We start from the raw sequence: 24078 nt of genomic DNA, 5'->3' as shown, positions 1-24078 counted from the left end.
GCCGGGACCGGTCTCCGCCGAACGGTCCCCGTGATGCTGCAGGACGACTAGCGCTCCGTGTCGGCAACTCGCCGAATCCCCGTACCAACGGACGAAATCCACCACGCCCCGCCTAACGCTCGCATACCCGGAGTCACGAACTTCCGAGCATTCACACTTCCGAAGTCAAAGCGCCCAGCGCCCCCGGAGGCCCCGACACACCCCGCCGGACACCCTTCCCCGTCTTGCCAAGCCGACCCACCGCGCTATCTCCCCGAACTGCCTCCGGCAAGCTGCCGTCCCAGCCCCGCCCCCTCGGTGTTCCTCTCCAATCCCCCTCCGCCAGCGGAGTCGGCCGATCGCTCGTACTTTCTCCGTCATGGTCTCCGTGGAGTTCTCCGCAGACGATGCCGAGGGCCTCGCGCGCTGGTGGGCCGCTGCCCTGGGCTGGCGCGCTGAAGGGTCGATCGTCTGGCCCGACGGACCGGGTGTCGCGTTGCGCTTCACGTCCCCGGCCACACCGAAGGCAAGCAAGAACGGCATCCACCTCGACCTGCGCAGCGAGGACCACCACGACCAGCGCAAGACCGTCGAGCGCCTGTTCAACGCGGGCGCGGGGTTCGCCGACATCGGTCAGGGCGACACCGTGCCGTGGGTCGTGATGTCCGATCCCGAGGGCAACGAGCTGTGCGTGCTCGAACCTCGCGAGGTCTACCACGACACCGGGCCGCTCGCGGCGATCGTGATCGACTGCGCCGACCCGCACGCACAGGTGGGAATCTGGTCGTCGGTGACCGGGCAACCGGTGACCCACGACGAGGACGACTACGCCGGTCTCCAGCTGAAGAGCGGCCCGTACCTGGAGTTCCTGCGCAGCCCCACCGGACCCGAGGGCCGGTTGCGGCTGCTCACCGGGCCGGTTCGATGACCTTGGTGGCGTGCAGACGGCGCACGAAGTCCGCGCCGAAGGCGGTGGACGGCGTGTGCGCACCCGCCGCGACCTCGCCTGCCTGCAGGCCGCTGATCACGCGCAACACGGAGTCCGCGGTGAAGTCGTAGGTGTTCGGGGTGATCAGCGCCGCCGAGGCGCTGCGCCCGGAGGCGTCGGTCGCCTCGGCGAACACCTCGCTCCAGCTTCCGGCTCGCCTGCGGGGCCCGGGACCGCTGACGAACGTGTCGATCGCGGCTTTGCCGAGTCGCTGCACGATCGACTGACCGAGGACCCGCTGCCCCAGCCCGGACCACTTGCCCGCCCGGTCCAGTCCGGGCAGGTGGGCGAAGGTGGTGATGTTCGGAATGCCCGTGCTGCGGTACGCGCTGCTCACATCGCCCCACGGCAGCGACGTCACGCGCCGCTGCGCGGACGGGAAGGGCACCTCGCGGCTGCGCCATCCCATCGGCACGGTGCGGATCTCCCCCTCGATGCGGGCCTTGCCACCCATCGCGGCGCCTTCGAGCGCGCTCTTCAGCGTGCCGCGGCTGATGCCGCCGCCGGCCTGGAACGCCAGGTCGAGCTGCGTGGCCTCGGGCAGCGCCGCGGCGACCATGGCCGCGAGGCAGTCGGTCGGCACGACGTCGAAGCCCGCGCCCGGCAACAGCACGACACCCGCGCGCCGGGCGTCTTCGTCCCTGGCGAACACGGCTTCGAACACGTCGATCTCACCGGTGATGTCGACGTAGTGGACGCCACCGCGCAGGCACCCTTCGACCACCGGCGCGGAGGTCGCGGAGAAGGGACCGGCGCAGTGCGCCACCACCTCGATGTCACGCAACCCGGCGTCAACGGCATCGGGGTCGCTCAGATCGAACGTCCGATACGGCAGGCCGCGGGGAGTGGCGAACGCGGCGATCTTCTCCGCGTCGCGGCCAGCGAGCACGGGGCGCTCCCCACGCCTGAGCGCGAGCTCCGCGACGAGCCGCCCCGTGTAGCCGTTCGCGCCGTAGATCATCCAGGCCATCGCGATCCTCCTCGTCCGCCGCGGTCTCAGGGTGTCCTCGGTCTCCACCCCGTCCAGGCCCTGCACGACCCCACCCGGGCCCTGCGCGGTCCAGGGCCCGGGTGCTGTACCCGCACGCATGGGCTCACACCCACGTGCATCGGCGGCGCACCCGGACGTCGGCGAGACACCCTAGTAACGAAAACCGTCGGCGCCGGTCACGGGTTGCCCCGCCGAGCTGATCAACCCGTGGCTCCCTCGGTTGGAGGAGCGATCAGCTTCGGACAGCCTCCCACCGGAAGCGAGGCGGTACCGCGCGGAATCCCGGAACGGGCGTACGCCGCCAACCACACCTGCCGGTCGTCGGCCGTCCTCCGCGCCCGCGCCCCTCCGCCCTCCAGCCATGCCCCTCCGGCCGTCACCCTCCGACCAACGACCGCCGGACTCCGGAGGCCGCTCGTCACTCGCCTGCCGTCGGTTGTCTGCCGTTGGTCGTTGGTCGTCTGCCAGAGCCGACAGTCGCTCCGGGTTCCGTCAAGACGGCTGGTGGCCCAGGTCCGCGGCGATCGCCATCGCGGTGTTGCGCACGTGCGGTGCGAGTCGCCGGAGTTCGCCCGAGTCGCGGGACGCACGAACCGTCGTGAGCGACACCGCCGCGCCGACTCGGCCGCTGATGTCCGGGACCCCGACGCCGACGCAGTGCACCAGCGGCTCGAACTCCGCCTCGTCGGTGGCGTAACCACGGCGAGCGACTTCGGCCAAGCACTCGTCGAGCTGATCCGGATCGGTGATCGTGTGCTCGGTGTAGCGGGTGAACTCGTGCCCGGCGAGCAGCCGCTTGCGGCGCTCCGGTGACAAGGCGGCCATGATCACCTTGCTCGCCGCCGCGGTGTGCAACGGCACCGACCGCCCGATCCGCGAGTACGTACGGATCGTTGCCGCACCCTCGATCTTGTCGACGTAGACGATCCGGTCGTCGACGAGCTGCGAGAGGTGCACGGTCGCCCGAGTCGCCTCGGCGAGCGCGATCAGGTGCGGGCGCGCGATCGACCGCAGGTCGATGCCCTCCAGCACCTGCTGCCCCAGCTCCGCGAGTCGAAGCCCGAGGCGGTACCGCCCGTCGGAACCGCGCGCGAGCAGCCCGGCGTCGAGCATCGGTTGCAGCATCCGCAGCGCTGTGGACGCGTGCACACCAAGCCCGCGTGCCAGCTCCGAAACGGTTCGCGGCCCTTCGGCGACGGTGTCGAGCACCTGCACAGCCTTGGCGACGGTCTTCGACATCGGCCCCTCGTCCCGGACGACAGCAACACTGCGCGCGCGACGTTAACAGCTGACTTGCACATGTTGCATGAGCGTGCACGACACAGAGGGCATCGAGACCAAAGCCCGCGCCAGGCGGCACCGGCGCCGTGAGCAGATCCTCGCCACGGGCTGACCGAGGGTCAGTCGTGGTCGCCGTCGACGTAGTACCAGGTCTTGCCGGTGCGCTTGAAACGGCTGTTCTCGGTGAGTGACCCAACTTGACCGTGCAGCCGGTAGTGCGCCCGGAAGTGCACGGTGCCCTCCTCGTCGAACGGTCCGCCTCCGACGCGATCGAGGATGTCGAGGCGGATCCAGCGCTGCTCGGGATCGAGGTCGAGGTCTGCCGGGCGGGTCGAGGGACACCAGGTGTTCAGCAGGTACGCGACGTCGCCGACGGCGAAGGCCGAGTACCGCGAGCGCATGAGTTGTTCGGCCGTGGCCGCTCGACGCTTGTCGGCGTGCAGCGGCGCGCAGCAGTCGGCGAGCGGCTCGCCGAGTCCACACGGGCACAGAGGGATCGCGTTCACCTGCGAAGTTTCTCAACCGCGCCACCCGAGGAAGCGCCCGCCCTTCTCATCGCGTCACGGTGTTCGAGGAACTCCCGTGTCCCCACGAGGCCCCGGCCCTGAGGTTCGTGCCGCGCTCTTGCCGCCAACATCGGGTACAGCATGAGCTGTTCCCGGTCCCCGCGCGCCAATATTACTCAGGCTGAACTCCACATGTTCATCACTCCCTTTCGCGCACTCGATCAACCACGGCGCCGATTAGCAAAACCAGATTTTCGGAACGGCGAAACCTCGCCGGCTAGATACGGGCGACGCTTATTCGCGACGCGGAAATCCAAAGGAGAGTCGACCCAGATGGGAGCGGTGACACCATTTCGGCCGAGCCGGTGCGAGCGAGGACAGCCCGATCGAGCCGGCCGGAGCGGTGACACCGACCCGGGCGAACCGGCCGGAGCGGGTGACATCCGTTCCGGTCGAGCAGATCAGAGCAGGTCGAGCAGGGCGTCGACGGTGAGCAAGGCGCCGAACACCGCGAACAGCGTCGCCGCGCCGTAGCGGATGAGCCGTTCGGGCAGGTGCTTCCCCAGCAGCAGGCCGACGCCGATCGCGAGCGCGTCCGCCAGGACCATGCCGAGGGTCGAGCCGATCCACGTGCCGAGCCAGTCGTGCTGCGCAGCCAGCGTGACGGTGGCGAGCATCGTCTTGTCGCCGAGCTCGGCGATGAAGAACGCCACGGTCACGGCCAGCACCGCGGAGCCGGCCAGGCGCCCGGCCTTGCCCTTCTCCTTCTCGGTGAGGTGGTCTCCGCGCAGGGTCCACGCGGCGAAGCCGAGGAACGCCAAGCCCGCGACCAACCCGATCCAGTCGGTGGGCAGCGCGCTGCCCATGCCGAATCCGAGCAGGACCGAGACCGCGTGCACGACGGTGGTCGCCAGTGTGATGCCGAGCAGGACCTGCCACGCCCGGTACCGGGTCGCGAAGGTCATCGCCATCAACTGGGACTTGTCGCCCAGCTCGGCCACGAATATCGCAGCGGAACTCACCGCGAAACCGGTCAACATTCCTCTGGCCACCTCTCGGTCACGGCCGGACCGGAAGCGCGCAGCCTTCGGCCCGGCTACGGCTGCCGGATCCGAAGGTCTCGCCCACCCCGGAACCGAGGCTCCGCGACCGGGTTCCAGGTAACGCCGGAACCAGTGTGTCGACCGCGAAATTGAGGACTACTCCCCTTCTGACGCCAAACCATACCGCCTTTCATCCGGTCATCAACAACCATGTGCCTCGCCGCACATTTCCGTTCTGAAAATGCGGAAGATCCAAACCCTCCTTTCGGTGTGCCGCAATCCTGCCATTCGCCTTTGCGGAAGAATTGTGTTCAGCGCACGAATTCCCAATAGCCGATTGCGGAAATCCGCCCATCGGCCGCCCGTACAGGTGGTTGCCGACCGACTCGCGTTCAGGTGTCCGGCGCTGTGACCGGGACTGATGCGGCGTCGGCCGTCGCGGGCGTTGCCGTATCCGACACGGAGGTACCGGCGCGGGCAGCGGGGGAAGGACTGCCCGAGCCGGTGCCCGAAGGGGCGGGGACCGAGGGGGCGGGGACCGAGGGGATGCCAACGGCGGAGCGGCCACCAGCAGCGGTTGGTTCGCCGTCAGTGGCGTGGCCGCCGGCGCTGGAGGAGCCACCCGGGGTCGCGTGACCGTCGTCGAGGGCCGGGTCCGGTGTCGCGCCGAGCACCAAGGCGCGACCGGGCACGTCGGGGTCGCACTCCAGCCTTGCGAGCTGCGCCCGGATGGCGCTCCGGGTGCGGCCGAGTTCGGCTGCGAGGTCGCCCGTCAGCTCGCCGCCGGAGCTGGCTCCGCTGCCGTTGTGCATCCAGGTGGTCCGGAGGCGTTGGTTTTCCTGCTCCGTCCACGGTTGGCCCGCGTTGGGCGCTCGCGCCGAACGGCCTCGGGGTGCGCGTTTCGGCTTGCCGTGCAGAGTGGCCAGGCCCTCCAGGGTCCGCCCCAGGAAGGCAGCCGTGTCGGCGAGTCCGCCCACCGCCACCAGGAGGTTGCCCTCGGCGACGACCGTGCCGTCCTGGTCGGCACCGGTGAACTCGACGGCCACCGACGCCGGTTGGTCGTCGTCGGCCGACTGGCTCATGGCGTTGACGCCGTAGGTGTGCTTGCCCACTCGTACTTCATCGCGAAAGTCCATGGCGGTGACGCTAGAGGCGGGCGGGGCGGATCACGGGTAGTCAAGCACCGCTTGCGCACCTGTGTCGGACAACTCGAACGGGTGATGTTGATACGGACCCTGGCGATGTCCCGCTCCCCGGGTGCCCGAGGCGGGGCAGGCGGGCAGACAGGCGGCCTGACGGCGCACGGCAGAACCGGTGGCGCAGCTCACCATCGGAGGCGGAAGGGCACGGGGCCTTCGTGACGTTGGAGGGACTGGTCGATGCGCCCCGTGTCCCCCGGGCCGCAACTATTCGCCTTCGCGGAACACCGTCCGGCTGGAGCCGCGTCGCGCCATTCGCCGAGAGGCGACCGGGCGCATCGATCCGGACGCTGATCCCCACCCTTCTCCTCGGGTGGGGATCGTCCTGTTCCCGAGCCGGGTTGCGAACGGAACAGCGCAGCGCTGACGAGACCCGCGTACCTGGGCGGAACCCGCTCAGGGCACCAGGAACTCGCTGTCGCGGGCGTCGGTGATGACCATGTGGCCCGGCGCGTGGCCGATGGCGAAGGGCGGCCTGGAGTGCATCACCGCCGCCTGCGGGGTCACGCCGCAGGCCCAGAACACCGGGATCTCACCGGGCCGGATCTCCACCGGCTCGCCGAAGTCCGGGCTGTCGATGTCGCTGATCCCCAGGTCCGCGGGCTCCCCGATGTGCACCGGTGCACCGTGGACGGCCGGGTAGCGGGACGTGATCCGCACGGCCGTCGCGACCATCGACGCGGGCACCGGACGCATGGACACGACCAGCGGACCGGACATCCTGCCCGCAGGCCGGCAGTCGCGGTTCGTCCGGTACATCGGCACGTTGCCGCCGGTCTCGATGTGCCGCACCGGCACGCCCGCCTCCAGCAGCGCGGCTTCGAAGGTGAAGCTGCATCCGACGAGGAACGACACGAGGTCGTCGCGCCAGAGCCCGGTCACGTCGCCGACATCCTCGGCCAGCTCGCCATCGCGGTAGACGCGGTAGGCGGGCAGGTCGGTGCGCAGGTCGCCGCCGAAGATCGACGCGCTGGTCTCGCCGGGCTCGGTCACGTCCAGCACCGGGCACGACTTCGGGTTGCGTTGTGCGAACAGCAGGAAGTCGTAGGCGTAGTCGCGCGGGAGCGCGATCAGGTTCGCCTGCGTCCACCCCGCGCTGTAACCGGAGGTGGGGACTCGCAGGCCCGCGCGGAATGCCGCACGGGCGGCGGTGGGTGACATGGCGGAGGTGGGTACAGAAGCTTCACGCGCAGCGGCACCGGCCGCGCCAGCGCTCGCAACCTCCGCGTCCCAGCCGGCCGCCGCACTGCCCTCGACAGCACCAGCGGCGCTGGGTGAGGCAGCGGCCGGGCCGTAGGCAGCGTGGACGTGGGGAAGGAACTCGGAAGAACCGTTCATCGCTTCGCACTCCTGTCCTGGGCGCGGCGGAACCGGACGCGTTGTCCGGGCCTGGCCTGCGCCGCCCTGTCGACGTCCGCCGAGGTCACCACCGCGATGACGGGATACCCGCCGGTGACGGGGTGGTCGGCGAGGAACAGCGTCGGCTTGCTCGCCGGCGGCACCTGCAAGGCACCGGCGACCATGCCCTCGCTCGGCAGCTCATCACTCCTGCTGCGGGTCAGCGCGGGACCGTCCAGCCGCATGCCGACCCGGTTGCTCTCCGTCGTGACCTCGTAGACCGAGGTCAGCAGCACCTCGAGCGCTTCGCCGGTGAACCAGTCCTCGCGTGGCCCCGGCACGACGTCGAGCACCAGATCCTCCGGTGGCGGGGCGACCGGCGCGAGGTCGACGACCGGGAACGCCGCGGGCGCCGGCCCGACCGGCAGCGTGTCGCCGACCCGCAGCGCCGCGGGTCCGATGCCAGCCATGACGTCGGTCGACCGCGATCCCAGCACCGGTTCGACGTCGATCCCGCCGCGAACCGCCAGGTAGCTGCGCAGACCGCACGGCGGCGCGCCGAGCCGCACCTCCTCGCCCGCCGCAACCCGCAGCACCGCGTTGGCCCCCTCCCCTCGTCCGTCCACGGTGACCGGGCACGGCGCGCCCGTGACGGCGATGGTCAGGTCACGCCCCGCCCGCACCGCCAGGCCGCCGAAGGTGACCTCGATCGCCGCCGCACCCTCGTCGTTGCCCAGCAGCCGGTTCGCCAGCCGCAGCGAACCCCGGTCGGCCGCACCCGACACGCCGACGCCGATGTCGGCGAGCCCGGGCCTGCCGAGGTCCTGGACCGTGGCCAGCGGACCGGTTTCCAACACTTCCAGCACGGTCTACCCGACCTCCTCGAACCGCACCCGCACTCCGGGTCGCAGCAGTGCGGGCGGGTCTCGGTCGACCCGCCAGATCTCCAGGTCGGTACGCCCGATCAGCTGCCATCCGCCGGGCGACTCGCGCGGGTAGATGCCGCTGAACTCGCCCGCCAGCCCCACCGATCCGACAGGTACGCGCGTCCGGGACTCGGACCGCCTGGGCACCTCCAGCTTCGGCGAGCCACCCGAGAGGTACCCGAAGCCCGGGGCGAAGCCGCCGAACGCGACGGTCCACTCCGACGACGTGTGCTCCTGCACTACCTCGCGTTCGGACAGCCCGGTCAGCTTCGCGACCTCGGCCAGGTCCTCACCGTCGTAGACGACCGGCACGCGCACCAGCCCCCCGCTTCGCCGCGGGTTGCGCCCCGGACGCGTCGAGCGGACCGCGCGCTCGACCTCGGCCGGGTCGGCCCGCGTGGGGTCCAGCCTCAGCAGCAACGTCCGAGCCGCGGGCACCAGGTCGGTGACACCCTCCGGCAGCGACGACGACAACGCGGCGTAGAGCGCCTGGACCGCGTCGAGGTCGTCGAGCTCGACGAGCAGTCCCGAGTCGGCGCAGCGCAGCACCCGCATCACCGATCACCCGCCCCGCGGCGCGACGAACGCCGCCAGCCGCACTCCCTCGGCGGTGAGCCGGTCGCGCACCGCCTCCGCCGTCCGCACCGCGCCGGGGCTGTCGCCGTGCACGCAGATCGAGTCGGCCTGCACGGTGATCAGCGTTCCGTCGACGGCTTCGATGGGTTCGCCGCGCGCGATGCGCACGCACCGCTCGGCGATGGCCTCCGCGTCGTGCAGCACCGCGCCCGGTTCCCGGCGCGACACCAGCGTCGCCTCCGGGGTGTAGGCGCGGTCGGCGAACGCCTCGCGGAACGTCCGCAACCCCGCCTTCTCCGCCAGTTCCAGCCACGCCGATCCGGGCAGGCCGAGAACCACCAGGTCGGGGTCGTAGTCGCGCACCGCATCGACGACGGCCGCCGCCTGCTCGCGGTGGTGCACGATCGCGTTGTAGAGCGCGCCGTGCGGCTTGACGTAGGTGACCTCGGTGCCCGCCGTGCGCGCCAGCGCCCGCAGCGCACCGATCTGGTAGATCACGTCGTTGGTCAGCTCGCGCGGCGCGATGTCGATGAACCGCCGCCCGAAACCGGCCAGGTCGTTGTAGCCGACCTGCGCGCCGACGGCCACGCCCCGCGCGGCGGCGTGCTCGCACGCGCCGCGGATGACCGTGGCGTCTCCGGCGTGGTAGCCGCACGCGACGTTGGCGCTGGTGACGATGCCGAGCAGAGCCTCGTCGTCACCGAGCTCCCACCGGCCGAAGCCCTCTGCCAGGTCCGAGTTGAGATCCACCGGTCGTCCTCCTCACTTCCACAGAGCGGCGATGCCGCCGAGCGAGTTCACCCCTAGGTACACCGTGAGCAGCCACGCGACCACGCCGATCGCCAGCAGCCAGCGCGGGTAGCGGTATCCGCCCAGGAGGTCCTGGCGGCGGATCGCCACCCACAGCAGGACGCCGAACCCGACGGGCAGGATCAGGCCGTTGAGCGCGCCCGCCAGCACCAGCAGCGTCACCGGCGCCTGGTCCAGCAGCAGGAACACCGCGGTCGAGATCGCCACGAACGCCACGACCAGCCAGTTGCGGATGCGCTCCAGCCGCGGCGAGAACGTCACCAGGAACGACACCGAGGTGTAGGCGGCGCCGATGACGGAGGTGATGCTGGCGGCCCACAGGATGATGCCGAACAGGCGCAGTCCGGCCTCGCCCGCGGCGTGCTGGAACGCCGACGCCGTCGGGTTTCCACCCGAAAGGGCGACACCGCCCGCGACCACGCCGAGCACCGCCAGGAACAGGACCACCCGCATGACACCGGTGACCAGCAAGGACAGGACCGAACTCCGGCTGACCGACTTGACGCGCTCGGGCCCGGTCACCCCGGCGTCGACCAGCCGGTGGGCACCCGCGTAGGTGATGTAGCCGCCGACCGTGCCGCCGATCAGCGTGGTGATCGACAGGAAGTCGATCCGGTCCGGCCACACGGTCTGGCGCAGCGCCTCGCCGACCGGGGGCTTGGAGATGATCGCGACGTAGAGCGTCAGCCCGATCATCAGCACACCGAGGAAGACCACGATGCGGTCCATCGCGATCCCGGCGCGCCTGCTCAGGAAGATGGCGATGGCGATCAGCGCGGAGATCGTGCCGCCGATCTTGACGTCCAGCCCGAACAGGGCGTCCAGCCCGAGCGAGGTCCCCGAGACGTTGCCGATGTTGAACACCAGCCCGCCGAAGATCACGAGCGCGGCCATCACGTAGCCGAGGCCCGGCAGCACGCTGTTGCCGAGGTCCTGGGCTCGCTTGCCGGAGACGCCGATGACCCGCCAGACGTTGAGCTGGACGGCGATGTCGATCACGATCGACAGCAGGATCGCGAAGGCGAAGGCAGCGCCGAGCTGCACCGTGAACTGCGTGGTCTGGGTGATGAACCCCGGACCGATGGCGCTGGTTGCCATCAGGAACACCGCGCCCAGCAGGGCGCTGCGGCCGGCACGGCCGGATCTTTGCATTGCAGTTGCGTCTTCGGCCATGGAACTCCGCTCCCTCATCAGCGAGCACCGTCGTCGATGCTCTGGCCTACCTCCCGCCGCGGTTCCGGCAAACATAGGGAATTGTTGAACAATCCTGCAATACCCCTGCCGAATCTTTCTCGTTAAACTGCCACGGAGGGACCGACCGCCAGGGAGCTCGATGACCGCCACCAACCAGTGGACCGACCTGCTCGCCGCCGACCGCGGACTGCTGGACCGGACGAGCGCAGCCGAGCAGGTGGCCGGAGTGCTGCGGCAGCGGATCATCGAGGGGATGCTCGAACCCGGCACCCAGCTCTCGGAGAAGGGCGCCGCTGAGGCACTGGCGGTCTCGCGCAACACGCTGCGCGAGGCGTTCCGGCTGCTGGTGCACGAGAGGCTGCTGGTGCACGAGTTCAACCGCGGGGTGTTCGTCCGGATACCGTCTGTCGAAGACGTCGAGGACCTCTACCGCTCGCGACGCATCCTGGAGGTTGGCGCCGTCCGCCGCGCCTCGAACGCGCTGGAGGAACTCGTCGCCGACATCGACGCGGCGGTCGCCGAGGGCGAGCGGGCGTCCCGGCGGCAGCACTGGAAGGACGTCGGCACCGCGAACATGCACTTCCACCGCGCCCTGGCGGCACTGGAAGGCAGCATGCGCCTCAACGAGACGATGGACCAGCTGCTCGCGGAACTGCGGCTGGCGTTCCACATCATGGAGCACCCCCGCGAGTTCTACGAGCCGTACCTGGAGCTGAACCGAGACATCGCCGACCTGATCGCGGACGGCGAGCTGGAGACCGCGGTCGCGCGGCTGGAGGACTACTTCGACAAGGCGCAGACGCAGCTCGTCCACGCCTACACGCTCAAGCACCGGCAGCGGACGCACGTCGCCGAGGGGTGACGCCGGTAGCGGCAACACCCCTCGGGTCGCGTGCCGTCAGGGGCGGTGCAGAACCAGGTTGAAGGCGCGGCCGTAGCGGGCGGCCGCCCTCTCGACGGACTCGAAAACGGCGAACTGGCTGCGCCCGTTGTCGTCCTGCCAGTACAGGACGGCGTTCTCGGGCAGCTCCATGCCCCACATGCACACGTTGTCGGCGTCGGGTTCGCCATCCTCGTCCGGCCACGCCAGTCCGAAGATTCGCGGTGTCATCGGCAAAACCTCCATGGAATCGGTAGCGGTACCGGCGAGTGTCCACACGGGAACCCAGAAGCGGGAACGGTCCGATCGGGAATACCGGAATCGGGAATCCCGATCCTGGTTTCCCGCGTGGATCATTGGACGATCACCGTTGATCGGAGGTCGGTCCCGTGGTCACGACGACCATCCCGTTCCGGCGCCGTCGCCTGGCGCGCCGCATCCGCCAGCTCCGCGAAGCCGCCGGGATGACGCAGGAGCAGGCGGCGACCGGGCTGGACATGTCCGCCAGTGCCCTGAGCCGCAAGGAAACCGGGGAGGTGGCCACGTCGGTGCACGAAGTGCGCTCGATGATGGACCTCTACGACACCTACGACGAGGACCTGCTCGAACTGGCCCGCGCGGCCAAGGAGAAGCCCTGGTGGCACGCGTATGGGATCAAGAACAGAGGTTACTTCGACCTGGAGGAGGACGCGGTATCGGTACGGGAGTGGCAACTCTCTTTCGTACCTGGACTGCTCCAGGTCGAGGACTACTCACGGGCACTGTTCGAAGCCAGCAAAGCCCTTCCTCCGAACGAGATCGACAATGCCGTTGCTGCCAGGATGCTGCGCCGACGCCGCCTGCTCGATGATGATCGCCCGTTGAGCTTCACGGGCATCGTCGAGGAGAGCGTGTTGACGAGATCCATCGGGGGCGCCGAAGTCATGCGACGGCAGCTCTCGAAACTGCTGGAGCTGATGGAGCTGCCTAACGTCACGCTGCAGGTGGTGGCCAACGGTTCGGGTGCCCACAGCGGCCTGGAAGGCTCGTTCTCACTGCTGAGCTACCCACACCCTGATGAACCTGACATTCTGTTCATCGAGCACGCCGTTGGTTCGATGCACGTGGAGAAGGACCACTCGATCGCCATAGCTACTCTGGCGTTCGAACGTCTGCGTGCGGAAGCGTTGAACGGCAGCGACTCAGCCACGCTGATCCATAGGCTGGCTGGCGGCATCTAGCCATGAAGGGATGGGCGGCATGGACCTCGCTGGTGCCCAGTGGCGAAAGAGCAGCCGCAGTGGCGGCGGCGGCAATGGGAGTTGCGTCGAGGTCGCCTTCGTCAGGGCGGCTGTCGCCGTCCGGGACTCCAAGGACCCGGACGGCGCAGCGTTGGCGTTCACGCCCGAGGCGTGGGCGGCGTTCCTCGGCCGCCTTAGTTCTTCTTGAGAAACTTCGCCAGACCGTCGAGGTCGTCGGTGTTGATGTGGTCGACGCCGGCGTCGACGAGTTCGCGCCACACCGCTTCGCGGTTGGGCAGCGGCACGTCGGGAGTCGCCCAGAAACGCACGCGCTGACCCGCGGCGTGCGCGTCGTCGACGATCTTGTGCAGCTTCGCGCGCTGGTCCTCGGGCATGCCGCCGATGCCGATCCAGGAGAACTCGTTGGTCCAGTTCTGCGAGACCAGCGGCACGAGCTTGGCGTCCGCGCCGATGCCGAGGTCGCCGTCGGCGTTGATGCGGCCGTCGTAGAAGGCGTAGCGGTCGTCCTGGCCTTCCATGACGTCGCGCGGGCGGTCGCCTGAGAGCACGATCGTCACCGGCCCCGGCTTGACCTCGCCTCCGGCGTAGTGGGTGAAAACGCCCGCGTACGCCGGGTCTCGCACGATCTTGTCCAGCAGCTCGTACGCCGCCGCACCGTCGGCCTTGATGTCGATCAGGAGCTGGAACTCGCCGTCGTAGCCGGGGAAGACCGATCCGCCGTTGGCCTTCACCAGGTCGCGCAGCGGGTCGAGGTAGAGCGCCTGGAGGTTGCGCTCGGGGGTGGTGTCCGGGCGGTCGTGGGCGACCAGCAGCGCGCCGTCGACGAGGTGGATGTCGGCTTCGGCGCTGGTGAACCCGCGGTCGAGGGCGTCGAGGAGCGGGCGGTCGTGCTCGTAGTCGTTGTGCGCGTGCGCCTGCGGCAGCGGGGTGACGGCGTCCGGCGCGGCGGCCGAAGCCGGTAGCGCACCGGCCAGCAGGGCCAGCGACATGGCTAACAGGGGGACGATGCGGCGCACGGATAACCTCCCGGCGGATCGGGGTGATCAACGCCGGGAGGTTATCCGCAGTCCACTACCCGTGGGTGAACTTCGGCCGTCCGCCGATGACAGGTGGGGCGAACGGTGCAGCCGGGTCAGTCCAGACCGGCGAAGAGGTCGTTCTCCCAGTTGTACGGCCCGGAACCGGGACCGCGTTCCCCGCGCACGAGCAGGTAGTGCTCGACCGCGAAGCGCGGGTCCAGCACCATCTTCGCGAAGAAGTCGCCGTCGTCGAGGTTGACCTGGCTGCGGTAGGTGCGCAGGGCGGCGAGCTTCCTGCCGTGGTGGTCGCGGCCGTCGAGCACGGCGGTGATGTCCTCGTCCGGGACGGTGAACGGCTCGAAGCCCTCGACCCCGGCGGCCTCGACGTCCTTGAGGAACGAGCGCGGCAACGTCGTCCAGTACACCTTCGGCACGTCCCACGGCTCGCCGAGTTCGGGCAGGTAGGCGCTGTCGGCGGCGGGTTCGAGCGCTTGCATGACCGCGCGGTTGGCGGCGATGTGGTCGGGGTGGCCGTAACCGCCGGTCTCGTCGTAGGTGATCACGACGTGCGGGCGTTCGGCTCGCAGGATCTCGACCATCGCGCGGGTCACGTCGTCGCGGTCGGCCTTGGCGAAGCATTCCGCCGAGTCGTTGGAGTCCTCACCGGCCATGCCGCTGTCGCGGAAACGCCCGGGTCCGCCCAGCCAGTGGTGGCGGATGTCGCCCAGCTCGCGCAGCGCCTCGGCGATCTCGCCGCGACGGTACTCGCCGAGCGCGTCGGGATTTCCGCGCAGGTGCGCGAGATCGTCGGCCACGACCTCTCCCAGCTCACCGCTGGTGCAGGTCACCAGGGACACCGTCGCGCCGTCGTTCGCGTAGCGCGCCATCGTGGCGCCGGTCCCGGTCGACTCGTCGTCGGGGTGGGCGTGGACCAGCAAAAGGCGCCGTTCACTCATATGTACCAGCGTAGCGAAGTTCCGCCTGCTGCTCCGGAGTTTTCCGACACTGTTCCCCTCGGCGTCAACGCGGGGCACGCTGGTGCGGCGAGACTCCGCCGGTGAGTTCGCAGGACTGGAGGGAGACGTTGTTGTCCCGATCTCGGGTGACCAGACGAGGTGTGCTCGGCATGGCGGGGTTGGCGGGTGTCGCCGGCGTGGTCGGCGCCGGGCACGCGATGGCCCGTCCGAAAGGCCCGCTCATCGGCCCCGCCCAGGGCGAGCGGCTGCACGTGATGAGCTTCAACATCCGCTACGACTCCAAGGCCGTGCCACCGAGCCCCGATGCGTGGAGCACGCGCCGCCCGATCCTGGCCGAGCTGCTCAACGCCGAGTCGCCGACGTTGCTCGGCGTGCAGGAAGCGCTTTACAGCCAGGTCAAGCAGGTCCGCGCCGACATCCCGGCGCACTACGACTGGATCGGGCTCGGCCGCGAGGGCGGCGGGCGCGGCGAGTTCATGTCGGTCTACTTCGACACCCGCCGCGTCGAGCCGCTGGACTACGACCACTTCTGGCTCTCGGACACGCCGAACGTCATCGGGTCGGCGACGTGGGGCAACACCGTGGTCCGGATGGTCACCTGGGTTCGGTTCCGGGACCTGCGCACCGGTCGCGAGTTCATCCACGTCAACACGCACTTCGACCACCAGTCGGAGAACTCGCGGCAGCGCAGCGCGGCTCTGGTGCGCGACCGCATCGCCGGTTTCGACGCAGGGCTGCCGGTGCTGCTGACGGGCGACTTCAACACGCGGGCCGGGGACTCGGAGTCCTACCGGATCCTCACCTCGGGCGGGCTCGCCGACGGCTGGGAGACGGCGGCCGAGCGGCTGACGCCGGCGTGGGGCACCTTCGGCGGGTACAAGGAGCCGGTCGAGGGCGGCGACCGGATCGACTGGCTGCTCGCCAACGACCGGATGCGGGTGCTCAAGGCCGCGATCAACCCGTTCCACAAGGACGGCTGGTTCCCGTCGGACCACCTGCCGGTCCACGCCCTGGTCGAGCTCGCGTGAGGCTGCGGTGAACAACGAGCTGGTCCTCACCGGCGGACCGATCGTCACCATGGACCCGGCGAATCCCACCGCAGAAGCCGTCGCCGTCTCAGGCGGCGTGATCACTGCGGTGGGGACGCGGGCGGCGGTCCTCGGCCTCGCCGGCCCGGCGACGGAGATCGTCGACCTCGGCGGGAACGCGCTGCTGCCCGGGTTCGTGGAAGCGCACGGACACCCGAGCCTGGGCATGTCGTTCCGAGGTCGTGGCGTCATCGACGTCCGGGCGCCCGTCTGCCCGACCTCGGAGCAGGTACTTGCCAAGGTTCGGGCGGCCGTCGCGACCGCCGAGCCCGGCGAGGCGCTGGCCGTGGTCGGGTGGGAGGAACTGCTGCGGCCCGAACTGCCGGAGCCGACGCGCGAGTACCTGGACCACCTCGCACCGCGCAACCCGCTGGCCGTCCTGCACAACAGCGCCCACTCCGCGTGGGGCAACACGCTCGCCATGGCGGCAGCCGGCATCAACCGCGACACACCCGACCCGGAGGGCTCGTGGTTCGTCCGCGACAAGAACGGCGATCCGACCGGCCGCGCCGAGGAGATCCCGGCGACGATCATCATGGCCGGTGCGCCGCTGGCGGTGACGCCGGAGGAGGCACCGGTGCTGCTCGCCCGCGAGTACGCCGCCTACGCCGCGGCGGGCGTGACGACGGTCGGCGAACTGGCGCTCGACCCGTCGAGCCGCCCGCTCTTCCACGCGCAGGCGCACCCGGCGGTGCGGGTGCGGGCCTACCGGATGTCCAACCGGCCGGACGTGGACGGACCGGCCGGTGGGCCGCTGTTCCGGGACGTCGGTGTGAAGCTGTGGGCGGACGGCTCGCCGTGGGTGGGCACGTTCGCGGCGTCGTTCCCGTACCAGGACACCGAGCTCTCGCGGCGGCTCGGCGTCGCCGGCAAGCGCGGCTGCTGCAACTACACGCAGGCGCAGGTGCGCGCGCTGTGCGTCGAAGCGCTGGCCACCGGGGAGCAGATCGCCGTGCACGCCCAGGGCGACACCGCGATCGACCTGGTGCTCGACGCGATCGAAGCGGCGTTGCGGGAGGTGCCGCGCGAGGACCACCGGACCCGGCTGGAGCACTGCTGCCTCATGACCGGCCGTCAGTACCGGCGAGCGGCGGAGCTGGGCGTGACGTGCAGCCTCTTCCTCGCCCACGTGCGGTACTGGGGCGATGTGATGGGCGAGCTGTTCGGGGAACGCGCGCAGGGGTGGACGGCCGCGCGCAGTGCGCTGGACGCCGGAATCCGGATCTCGCTGCACAACGACGTCCCGGTCACACCGAGCGAGCCGCTACGCAACATCGAGGTCGCGGTGACGCGACGCACCGCAGGCCGCGGGCTGGTACTGGGCGCGGCGGAGCGCATCACGGTCGAGGAGGCGCTGCGGGCGGTGACGATCGACGCGGCGTGGCAGCTCCGGTCCGAGCACGAGGTCGGATCGGTGGAGGTGGGCAAGCAGGCCGACTTCGTCGTCCTGAGCGCCGACCCGCGAGCCGTCGAGCCGGAGGAGATCGGGGACATCGAGGTCCTGCGCACCTACCTCTCCGGCCGCCCGACCTCGTAGGGCTCCAGTTTTCGGCTCCACGCGCCGGTCAGCGGCTCGGTGTGCAGGACGCCGAGCCGCTGCGTGGCGCGGGTGAGCGCCACGTACAGCTCCGCCAAACCCTGCCGTCCGGACAGGATCTTCTGCGGCTCCACGACGATGACGGAATCGAACTCCAGGCCCTTCGACGCCTTCGGCGTCATCGCTTCCGGCAGGTTCAGCTCTGCCGGGGCGATGACGACCGTGCCGTCACGGACGGCGTCTGCCACCGCCTCGCCGAGCTCTTCGGGGGCGACCTGCTTCGACCACGGCAGGATTCCGTTAGCCCGAACCGATTCCGGCGGCTCCAGCGCGGGGTCCAGCCCCGCCAGGACCTCGGCGGCGACGGCCATGATCCCGGCGGGCGTGCGGTAGTTGATCGCGAGCCTGCGGTGCAGCCAGCGCCTCGGCACGTGGTCGTCGAGCATGTCCGCCCAGCTCCGCGCGCCCGCCTCGGACCGGCGCTGCGCGAGGTCGCCGACGATGGTGACGGACTTGGACGGGCAGCGGCGCATGATCAGCCGCCAGTCCATCTCGGACAGCTCCTGCGCCTCGTCGAGCACGACGTGGCCGTAGGTCCAGTCGCGGTCGGCGGCGGCCCGCTCGGCCACGGAGCGGTGGTCGCGCTCGACGTTGCGTTCTGCGAGTTGCCGGGCGTCGATGACGTCCACCGCGCGCAGCGTCTCGTCGTCCTCGTCGGTGTCGAGGATCTGCAGGACGCCGAGCGCGTAGTCCACGTCCTGGCGCTGTTGCGGCCGTTCCTCCTGCCCGAGGAACTCCACCGCCTCGTCGAGCAGCGGCACGTCGGAGACCGTCCAGGCGTCGCCTCGCACGCGGAACCACTCCTCGCCGAGGCCCACGGCGGCCAATCGCTCCCGGGAGCCGAACAGGTCCGCCAGCAGGCGTTGCGGAGTGAGGCGCGGCCACAGCTCGTCGAGCGCGTCGCGCAGGTCCGGACTGCGTTCGAGCTCGTGGCGGACGTCAGCGGCGAGGTCGTTCCTGATCGCGGTGTCCGCTGTCGTGAGCCAGCCTTCGCCGATCTTGTTCACGGCGGCGTCGGTCAGGCACTCGATCAGCGCGCGGCGGAACACCGGTCGTGCCTTGTTGTGGGCGAATCCGGTGGCTCTGGCCTTCTCGCGGGCGGTGGTGGCTGTCGTCTCGTCGATCAGGACCGTCACGTCGTCCAGTTCGATCGGGATCGGGTGGTGTGGGATTTCCTGGCGATCGGCAACGGCCGCGGCGAGGACGTCCACCATGGACGAACGTCCTTTCAGGCGCTGGAGTTCGGGCTCCTCCTCCGCGGCGGTGGCCACGCCGGGGAACAACTCCCCCGGCGTCGCCGACACCACGTCGGTCTCGCCGAGACTGGGCAGCACATTGCTGATGTAGCGCAGAAAACCGCGGTTCGGCCCGACGATCAGCACCCCGCGGCGGGACAACGTCTCGCGTCGGTGGTACAGCAGGTAGGCGACCCGGTGCAGTGCGACGACGGTCTTGCCGGTGCCGGGTCCGCCGTCGATCACCAGCACACCGGGGTGGTCGAGGCGGATGATCTCGTCCTGCTCGGCCTGGATCGTCGAGACGATGTCGCGCATCGTCGTGCCGCGCGGGGCGTCGACCGCAGCCAGGAGCGCGGAGTCGGCCGGGGCGTGGCCCTCGTCGAGGAAGTCGTCGTGGAAGTCCACCACCGCACGACCGCTGGTGCGCAGGTGCCGGCGCCGCACGATGCCATCGGGGTGCTTTGCGGTCGCGCAGTAGAACGGCCGAGCCGCCGGGGCACGCCAGTCCAGCAGCAACGGCTCGTATTCTTCGGACTCGTCGAAAACGCCCATTCTGCCGATGTAGGTGCGATTGCCGTCGCGGTCGTCGAGACGCCCGAAGCACAATCCGTTGTCGGCGATCCGGAGTGCGCTGAGTCGCTGCCGCAACGCGTCGGACGCCATGTCGCGCTGCCATTCCGCGCCTGGTGTGCTCTCGCGCACCGTCGCATCGAGCCTGCTCGTCAGCGCCTCGCGCTCGGCAGCGACGCGCCGGTAGAGGTGCGCGACGTGTTCGCGATCGGCCGCCAGTTCTCCATCCCGCCCACCGTTTGACACTTTCCCCTCGCATTCGATACAATTTGATTGGAAGTGGAGTTGGTCTGTTTTCACAGACACCAAATCTCCACAGTTCCACATCTCCTGCGAGTTCGCCAGCTTCATTTTTCGTGCGCGTTCGGGCTAGGTGCCGCGTCAGGCCGGGACGAGCACGATCCACACCTGCCCCGGGGCGAACGGAATCGGCTCACCGGTCGGCGTCGTGTAGGTGGTGCCGAGGTCGGGCGCCGGACGCGACCACGTCGCCTCCCACGCCATGCCGTCACGCAACACCGTGGCCCGGCCGGTACCGACGGTCTCGGCGAACGGCGACACGTTGCCGACGCTGTCTTCGAGAGCCGAGTCGCGCACGGGAACGTGTTGCAGCACAACGGTACTCGCCGCTGTCCGTCCACTGTCGACGGAAGCGTGCGGACGTCCGTCCATCGACACCAGCCATCGCCCGTCCGACCACTGGAAGGACATCGACGCGGCGCGGTAGCGAACCTCCTGGCCGGTGCTCGGCACCCCGCCGGGCGGGGGTGGCCCGAACACCAGCGGCGCACGCGGCGACCATCCGTCACCGGGCGGCAGGCGATCGGGGCGCACGTACATGTTGTGCGGGGCTTTCCGGTCACCACTGCGGAAGTAGGCGTTCGGCGTCGCGATGGCGGACGCGTTGTGCACCGACGCCTGGTCGATCGCGGGTTGCAGTTCGGGCGCGGCACCGGAGAAAGCCAGCGTCGGGCGGCCGAACTGCGGAAGCAGGTGCAGGTCCGTCTCGCGCGCGCTGCGCACCGGCCCGACGACCGGCGGTCGCGCGGAGGCGAACACGGCGATCAGCCGGGTGATGCCGGCCTCAACGGGCTCGACGAACACGACGTCGGCGGCGCCGAGCCCGGTCGGCGGGCGCGCGGCGGGAGCGTTGTCGACCTTCACCGCGAGGACCGGCGGCCCCAGCGGCGGAGGCGGCGCCGGCTGCGGCGCCGGAGCCGGCGGCGGAGCGGCGGGCGCGACGTGCGGGAGCGTCGTGGTGCGCTGGGCGACCACGCCGCCGACGAGCAGCAGCGTGGTCGCCGTCAGGACACCCAGCACTCGCGAAAGCCATGGCCGCCGCATCAGCCCTCCCCAGCGCCCCTGCGGGTCAGCGTGATCGCAGTAGCTTCCCTCCAGAGCGGTCCGCCTGGATAGGTCCGGTTGGGCGGCAAGGACAGAGGAGCGGCGGCGACTTGTCCGGGATATCCGGTTCGGCGGTGCGTTCGGCGCACCTCGGCGACCAGGTCCGGTCACGGAGGCTGCGGCTACCGGCGAGCTGCCGCCGTGCCGGGCTCCGTCGTTGGCGTCGTCCAGCGCGATGCGGCCCAATGCGGCCCGCCCCGCAAGACCCCGGCCTGGTTCCCGCTCCGCGAGTCCACAGACCCGCCCTGCCGGCCATCCCCCTTGGACCCCTAGGCGGCGTAGGGGCGGTGGGTGCGGGCGTCCCGCGTCGCCCTACCCCACCAGACCAACTGGTCGAGCATCTTCTTCGCGGCCTGGTTCACGCCTTCCGCATCGACCGGGTTGCCGTCCTCACCGAACTGCCCCCAGACACCGTGGAAGCTGACCGTGTCGCGGACGGTGACCGCATGCAGCTCGGCGAAGATCTGCCGCAGTTGCTCCACCGCCCGCAGTCCACCCGAGATACCGCCGTAGGAGACGAACCCGACCGGTTTGGCATTCCACTCCCGGTACGCCGAGTCGATGGCGAACTTCAGCGACGCCGGGTAGCCGTGGTTGTACTCCGGCGTCACGATCACGAACGCGTCGGCGGCGTCGAGGCGCGCGGCGAAGTCCTGCAACGGCGGTGTGGCCTCGGCCGGATGCACGGCTGGCAGCCCGGCGTCGGCGAGGTCGATGACGTCGACGTCCATGTCGTTGTGCGTGTGGGCCTGCTCGGCGAACCAAGCGGACACCGTCTCGGCGAAACGGCCTTCACGGGTGCTACCGACGATGACGGCCAGGCGCAGCGCGGTCTCGGACATCACGAATTCCCTTCGACGTAGCCCCTCTTCGGGACTGCTTGCGACGGGAAGAATCCTGAGACTTCCAGTTATGTAGAGGTCAACACCCTGTTGCGCAGACCACTCCGTCCGGTCATCGCGTCGGGTTCCACTGGTCGGTGATGAGCTGCCGGAGAGCGGAGCGCCGGGGCTCCCAACCGAGCCCGCGGAGCTTGGCGGTGTCGGCGCGCAGTTCCGGCGACTCGGCGGGGTTGGCGGGCTTGCGGACGACCGGAACCCGACGGCCGGTCACCGCCTCGGCCGCGTCGATGATGTCGGCCACGCTCGCCGGCGTCGCGCCCACGTTGAACACCTCGTGCCGCCCCTCGCTGCTGTGCGCCAGGACTGTCCCGATCGCGCTCGCGATGTCGGCGACGTGCACGTAGTCGCGCACCGCCGAACCGTCGCCGTACACCTCGACATGCGGAATGTGCCCCGCCGCCGCGGCCAGGGCGCGCGGGATGATCCGCGTGTCGTCGGCATCCGCGTGGCCGCCGACCGACCCCGCGGCGTTGAAGATCCGGACGGTCGCCGCCGCGATCCCACCCGCATTCGCAGCGGCGTCCAGCAACTGCTCCGCCGCCAACTTCGTTGCGGCGTAGGGGCTCTGCGGATGCGGCGTCGCGTCTTCGGCGATCGGCTGCTTCTTCGGCGCCCCGTACACGGCCCCGGTCGAAGCGAGGACGAACCGCGGCACGGCCCCCGTGGCCGCCGCCGTGCTCATCAGCGCCTCGACCACCGTCGCAGTACCCCCGACGTTCACCCGGTAGAACCGCCCCGGGTGCTCCACCGACTCACGCACCCGCGTCAGCCCCGCCAGGTGCACGACGGCATCCGCACCCCTTACCGCAGCCGCCACCGCGTCCTCGTCGAGCAGGTCGCCGTGGTGCAGCTCCACCTCCCCGAGGTCCGCCGCAGGCGCCCGCCGCACCAGCGCCCCGACCTCGTGCCCGGCGCCCAGCAACTCCCCCACCACCGCCCGCCCGACGTACCCAGCAGCTCCCGTGACAACTACGCGCATGCCTCCATGCAAGCAGGTCTGGGAGCAGGGCGAACGACGACTCCCCGCTCTGACTCTTTGCAGTTTCGCCACACGTGTCGGTGACACCCATTAGTGTGACGACGTGAGCATCGACGCGCTTACCCGAGACGCCCTCTACAAGACGATCAGCGAACACGACGAGTTGGGGAGCGAGGAGTTCCGCTCCAAACACGGAGTCCAACCGGGCAACAGGTTCCTGATCGAGCGTGCCGGCCATCGTTACGATGCCTACGAACTAGTTTCAGCAACCCATAAGCGAGCAACGGGAAGCCCGCTGTCAATCCTAGTGTTCAGCGAAAGGGAAGAAGAGTTCGCCAAAATCCTCAAATCTTTCGAGCTTGAGGTCTATGAAGCCACCAGAAAGCACTTCGGCGAAATGGACGGCTATCCAGTTGGCTCTAGCTTCGAGTCACGCAAGGCAGCCGCCCGCGTCGGGATGCATCGCAGCTTTCAGGCAGGCATCGTTGGAACCGGGGAGACTGGCGCGGAGTCCATCGTTGTTTCGGACGGTTACGAAGATGACGAAGACTTCTGGTCGGTCATCATTTATACCGGACATGGCGGCAAGGAGCCCGGCGCACGGCACCAAACCAAGGATCAATCCTTCAGCGACTCGGGCAACGCCGCGCTCGTGACGAGCGAACTCTCCGGCGAGCCAGTACGCGTCATCAGGGGCGCCACGAAAAGCAAGCCCGATCCGGAACGGCACAAGTACCTCCCTGAGAAGGGGTGCCGCTACGACGGCCTCTACCGGGTCGTCGGGCATTGGATGGGCACAGGCAAGAGCGGATTCAAGATCTGCCGGTACCGACTTGAAGCGGTGGATGCTCCCGAAAAGGAGGTCACCCCCGGAACACACTCTCAAACGATGCAGCCTCCGGCAGGGAATCACTCGCCGGGCGTGGCGGTAACAAGAATCCAGCGAAAGATCCGCTCCACGAAGATCGCAGACTACGTGAAGCGCCTGCACGACCACACGTGCCAAGTCTGCGGTGTGCGCCTCTCGATCGGGGGTCGCGGGTATTCCGAGGGTGCTCACATCAAGGCACTCGGTAGCCCGCACCACGGACCAGACGTTGTTTCCAACGTGCTTTGCCTGTGCCCGAACTGCCATGTCTTGTTCGACGGTGGCGCTATCACCATCGCCGACGACTTCACGGTTCACCAGAACGGACAGGCCCCAACGCCGCTGACTCGTCACTCGGACCACGACATCGCGGTGGAATACCTAGCCCATCACCGGTCGATCCACCCGCGGTGACCGCACTCCTCCCAGCTAGTGGCGTCCGACGCTGGCGCCCACTACCCCCGACACCGCACCCTGGTCGCTG

General features: G+C 69.6%; 24 protein-coding genes. 7 read left to right on the top strand and 17 right to left on the bottom strand.

All coding sequences use genetic code 11. The annotated features are described in order from the left end of the window. Positions 1–358 precede the first annotated feature (358 nt). The gene (locus HUO13_RS10220; protein WP_211901170.1) at positions 359–907 is read left to right on the top strand and encodes a VOC family protein; all 549 of its coding nucleotides are present in this window, start codon (positions 359–361) and stop codon (positions 905–907) included. On the opposite strand, the gene HUO13_RS10215 is transcribed toward HUO13_RS10220, so the two are convergent. The 10 genes from HUO13_RS10215 to HUO13_RS10170 form a co-directional block, all read right to left on the bottom strand. After that, complete coding sequence (locus HUO13_RS10215; protein WP_249124615.1) at positions 888–2057, bottom strand: saccharopine dehydrogenase family protein; 1170 nt, start codon at positions 2055–2057, stop codon at positions 888–890. The genes HUO13_RS10220 and HUO13_RS10215 overlap by 20 nt on opposite strands. A 393-nt stretch (positions 2058–2450) precedes the next feature. Next, positions 2451–3197, bottom strand: a complete 747-nt coding sequence (locus HUO13_RS10210) for an IclR family transcriptional regulator (protein ID WP_211901169.1) — start codon at positions 3195–3197, stop codon at positions 2451–2453. 161 nt (positions 3198–3358) lie between these two features. Beyond that, positions 3359–3745 (bottom strand): YchJ family protein, encoded by a 387-nt coding sequence (locus HUO13_RS10205; RefSeq protein ID WP_432757832.1) that lies wholly within the window; start codon positions 3743–3745, stop codon positions 3359–3361. Between the two features lie 461 nt (positions 3746–4206). Beyond that, a complete protein-coding gene (locus HUO13_RS10200; protein ID WP_211901168.1) occupies positions 4207–4785 on the bottom strand; it encodes a TMEM165/GDT1 family protein in 579 nt (192 codons plus the stop codon). Positions 4786–5180: 395 nt separating this feature from the next. Further along, positions 5181–5924, bottom strand: a complete 744-nt coding sequence (locus HUO13_RS10195) for a hypothetical protein (protein WP_211901167.1) — start codon at positions 5922–5924, stop codon at positions 5181–5183. Between the two features lie 459 nt (positions 5925–6383). Then, positions 6384–7148 (bottom strand): putative hydro-lyase, encoded by a 765-nt coding sequence (locus HUO13_RS10190; protein ID WP_211901166.1) that lies wholly within the window; start codon positions 7146–7148, stop codon positions 6384–6386. Positions 7149–7321: 173 nt separating this feature from the next. Next, on the bottom strand, positions 7322–8191 hold the full coding sequence (locus HUO13_RS10185; RefSeq protein ID WP_211901165.1) for a biotin-dependent carboxyltransferase family protein: 870 nt from the start codon (positions 8189–8191) through the stop codon (positions 7322–7324). A gap of 3 nt (positions 8192–8194) precedes the next feature. After that, the gene (locus HUO13_RS10180) at positions 8195–8806 is read right to left on the bottom strand and encodes a 5-oxoprolinase subunit B family protein (protein ID WP_211901164.1); all 612 of its coding nucleotides are present in this window, start codon (positions 8804–8806) and stop codon (positions 8195–8197) included. 6 nt (positions 8807–8812) lie between these two features. Beyond that, positions 8813–9577 carry a LamB/YcsF family protein gene (locus HUO13_RS10175; protein ID WP_211901163.1) on the bottom strand — a complete coding sequence of 255 codons (765 nt, stop codon included), beginning with the start codon at positions 9575–9577 and terminating at the stop codon, positions 8813–8815. Between the two features lie 12 nt (positions 9578–9589). Continuing rightward, complete coding sequence (locus tag HUO13_RS10170) at positions 9590–10789, bottom strand: NRAMP family divalent metal transporter (RefSeq protein ID WP_249124613.1); 1200 nt, start codon at positions 10787–10789, stop codon at positions 9590–9592. Between the two features lie 181 nt (positions 10790–10970). Here HUO13_RS10170 and HUO13_RS10165 point away from each other — a divergent pair, with 181 nt between their 5' ends. Next, positions 10971–11693 carry a GntR family transcriptional regulator gene (locus tag HUO13_RS10165; RefSeq protein WP_211901161.1) on the top strand — a complete coding sequence of 241 codons (723 nt, stop codon included), beginning with the start codon at positions 10971–10973 and terminating at the stop codon, positions 11691–11693. 36 nt (positions 11694–11729) lie between these two features. Here HUO13_RS10165 and HUO13_RS10160 read toward each other — a convergent pair whose 3' ends face one another. Further along, positions 11730–11942, bottom strand: a complete 213-nt coding sequence (locus tag HUO13_RS10160; RefSeq protein ID WP_211901160.1) for a hypothetical protein — start codon at positions 11940–11942, stop codon at positions 11730–11732. 158 nt (positions 11943–12100) lie between these two features. Here HUO13_RS10160 and HUO13_RS10155 point away from each other — a divergent pair, with 158 nt between their 5' ends. After that, the gene (locus HUO13_RS10155) at positions 12101–12931 is read left to right on the top strand and encodes a helix-turn-helix domain-containing protein (protein ID WP_211901159.1); all 831 of its coding nucleotides are present in this window, start codon (positions 12101–12103) and stop codon (positions 12929–12931) included. A gap of 10 nt (positions 12932–12941) precedes the next feature. After that, entirely contained in the window at positions 12942–13139 is a 198-nt protein-coding gene (locus tag HUO13_RS10150) for a DUF397 domain-containing protein (RefSeq protein WP_432757831.1), read from the top strand. Here the strand turns inward: HUO13_RS10150 and HUO13_RS10145 are convergent. Together HUO13_RS10145 and mshB are read right to left on the bottom strand one after the other, a co-directional pair. Further along, the gene (locus tag HUO13_RS10145) at positions 13126–13941 is read right to left on the bottom strand and encodes a phosphatidylinositol-specific phospholipase C/glycerophosphodiester phosphodiesterase family protein (RefSeq protein WP_211902793.1); all 816 of its coding nucleotides are present in this window, start codon (positions 13939–13941) and stop codon (positions 13126–13128) included. The genes HUO13_RS10150 and HUO13_RS10145 overlap by 14 nt on opposite strands. 143 nt (positions 13942–14084) lie before the next feature. Next, entirely contained in the window at positions 14085–14909 is an 825-nt protein-coding gene (mshB, locus tag HUO13_RS10140) for an N-acetyl-1-D-myo-inositol-2-amino-2-deoxy-alpha-D-glucopyranoside deacetylase (protein WP_211902792.1), read from the bottom strand. A gap of 149 nt (positions 14910–15058) precedes the next feature. On the opposite strand from mshB, the gene HUO13_RS10135 reads away from it, so the two are divergent. Together HUO13_RS10135 and HUO13_RS10130 are read left to right on the top strand one after the other, a co-directional pair. Then, positions 15059–15976, top strand: a complete 918-nt coding sequence (locus HUO13_RS10135; protein ID WP_282976287.1) for an endonuclease/exonuclease/phosphatase family protein — start codon at positions 15059–15061, stop codon at positions 15974–15976. Between the two features lie 7 nt (positions 15977–15983). Continuing rightward, positions 15984–17573, top strand: a complete 1590-nt coding sequence (locus HUO13_RS10130; RefSeq protein WP_211901158.1) for an amidohydrolase — start codon at positions 15984–15986, stop codon at positions 17571–17573. On the opposite strand, the gene HUO13_RS10125 is transcribed toward HUO13_RS10130, so the two are convergent. The 4 genes from HUO13_RS10125 to HUO13_RS10110 form a co-directional block, all read right to left on the bottom strand. Continuing rightward, the gene (locus HUO13_RS10125) at positions 17546–19792 is read right to left on the bottom strand and encodes an AAA family ATPase (protein ID WP_249124611.1); all 2247 of its coding nucleotides are present in this window, start codon (positions 19790–19792) and stop codon (positions 17546–17548) included. The genes HUO13_RS10130 and HUO13_RS10125 overlap by 28 nt on opposite strands. A gap of 30 nt (positions 19793–19822) precedes the next feature. Further along, entirely contained in the window at positions 19823–20785 is a 963-nt protein-coding gene (locus HUO13_RS10120) for a DUF3048 domain-containing protein (protein WP_249124609.1), read from the bottom strand. Between the two features lie 329 nt (positions 20786–21114). Then, entirely contained in the window at positions 21115–21687 is a 573-nt protein-coding gene (locus HUO13_RS10115; RefSeq protein WP_211901157.1) for an NADPH-dependent FMN reductase, read from the bottom strand. A gap of 112 nt (positions 21688–21799) precedes the next feature. Next, positions 21800–22726, bottom strand: coding sequence for an NAD-dependent epimerase/dehydratase family protein (locus tag HUO13_RS10110; protein ID WP_211901156.1), 927 nt, complete (start codon positions 22724–22726; stop codon positions 21800–21802). A 103-nt stretch (positions 22727–22829) separates the two neighbouring features. Here HUO13_RS10110 and HUO13_RS10105 point away from each other — a divergent pair, with 103 nt between their 5' ends. Then, positions 22830–24008: a YDG/SRA domain-containing protein gene (locus HUO13_RS10105; protein ID WP_211901155.1), complete on the top strand. Its 1179-nt coding sequence runs from the start codon at positions 22830–22832 to the stop codon at positions 24006–24008. The last annotated feature ends 70 nt before the right edge of the window (positions 24009–24078 follow it).

The organism is Saccharopolyspora erythraea (genome assembly GCF_018141105.1).
GTDB lineage: Bacteria > Actinomycetota > Actinomycetes > Mycobacteriales > Pseudonocardiaceae > Saccharopolyspora_D > Saccharopolyspora_D erythraea_A.
The sequence above is the reverse complement of the archived record's forward strand: the minus strand, read 5'-3'. Positions and strand labels throughout refer to the sequence as shown.

Coding starts and splice junctions, on each gene's coding strand:
- HUO13_RS10220 (WP_211901170.1), top strand. CDS start 359: ATGGTCTCCGTGGAGTTCTCCGCAGACGATGCCGAGGGCCTCGCGCGC.
- HUO13_RS10215 (WP_249124615.1), bottom strand. CDS start 2,057: ATGCGTGCGGGTACAGCACCCGGGCCCTGGACCGCGCAGGGCCCGGGT.
- HUO13_RS10210 (WP_211901169.1), bottom strand. CDS start 3,197: ATGTCGAAGACCGTCGCCAAGGCTGTGCAGGTGCTCGACACCGTCGCC.
- HUO13_RS10200 (WP_211901168.1), bottom strand. CDS start 4,785: ATGTTGACCGGTTTCGCGGTGAGTTCCGCTGCGATATTCGTGGCCGAG.
- HUO13_RS10195 (WP_211901167.1), bottom strand. CDS start 5,924: ATGGACTTTCGCGATGAAGTACGAGTGGGCAAGCACACCTACGGCGTC.
- HUO13_RS10190 (WP_211901166.1), bottom strand. CDS start 7,148: ATGTCACCCACCGCCGCCCGTGCGGCATTCCGCGCGGGCCTGCGAGTC.
- HUO13_RS10180 (WP_211901164.1), bottom strand. CDS start 8,806: ATGCGGGTGCTGCGCTGCGCCGACTCGGGACTGCTCGTCGAGCTCGAC.
- HUO13_RS10170 (WP_249124613.1), bottom strand. CDS start 10,789: ATGCAAAGATCCGGCCGTGCCGGCCGCAGCGCCCTGCTGGGCGCGGTG.
- HUO13_RS10165 (WP_211901161.1), top strand. CDS start 10,971: ATGACCGCCACCAACCAGTGGACCGACCTGCTCGCCGCCGACCGCGGA.
- HUO13_RS10160 (WP_211901160.1), bottom strand. CDS start 11,942: ATGACACCGCGAATCTTCGGACTGGCGTGGCCGGACGAGGATGGCGAA.
- HUO13_RS10150 (WP_432757831.1), top strand. CDS start 12,942: ATGGGCGGCATGGACCTCGCTGGTGCCCAGTGGCGAAAGAGCAGCCGC.
- HUO13_RS10145 (WP_211902793.1), bottom strand. CDS start 13,941: ATGTCGCTGGCCCTGCTGGCCGGTGCGCTACCGGCTTCGGCCGCCGCG.
- HUO13_RS10125 (WP_249124611.1), bottom strand. CDS start 19,792: ATGAAGCTGGCGAACTCGCAGGAGATGTGGAACTGTGGAGATTTGGTG.
- HUO13_RS10120 (WP_249124609.1), bottom strand. CDS start 20,785: ATGCGGCGGCCATGGCTTTCGCGAGTGCTGGGTGTCCTGACGGCGACC.
- HUO13_RS10115 (WP_211901157.1), bottom strand. CDS start 21,687: ATGTCCGAGACCGCGCTGCGCCTGGCCGTCATCGTCGGTAGCACCCGT.
- HUO13_RS10110 (WP_211901156.1), bottom strand. CDS start 22,726: ATGCGCGTAGTTGTCACGGGAGCTGCTGGGTACGTCGGGCGGGCGGTG.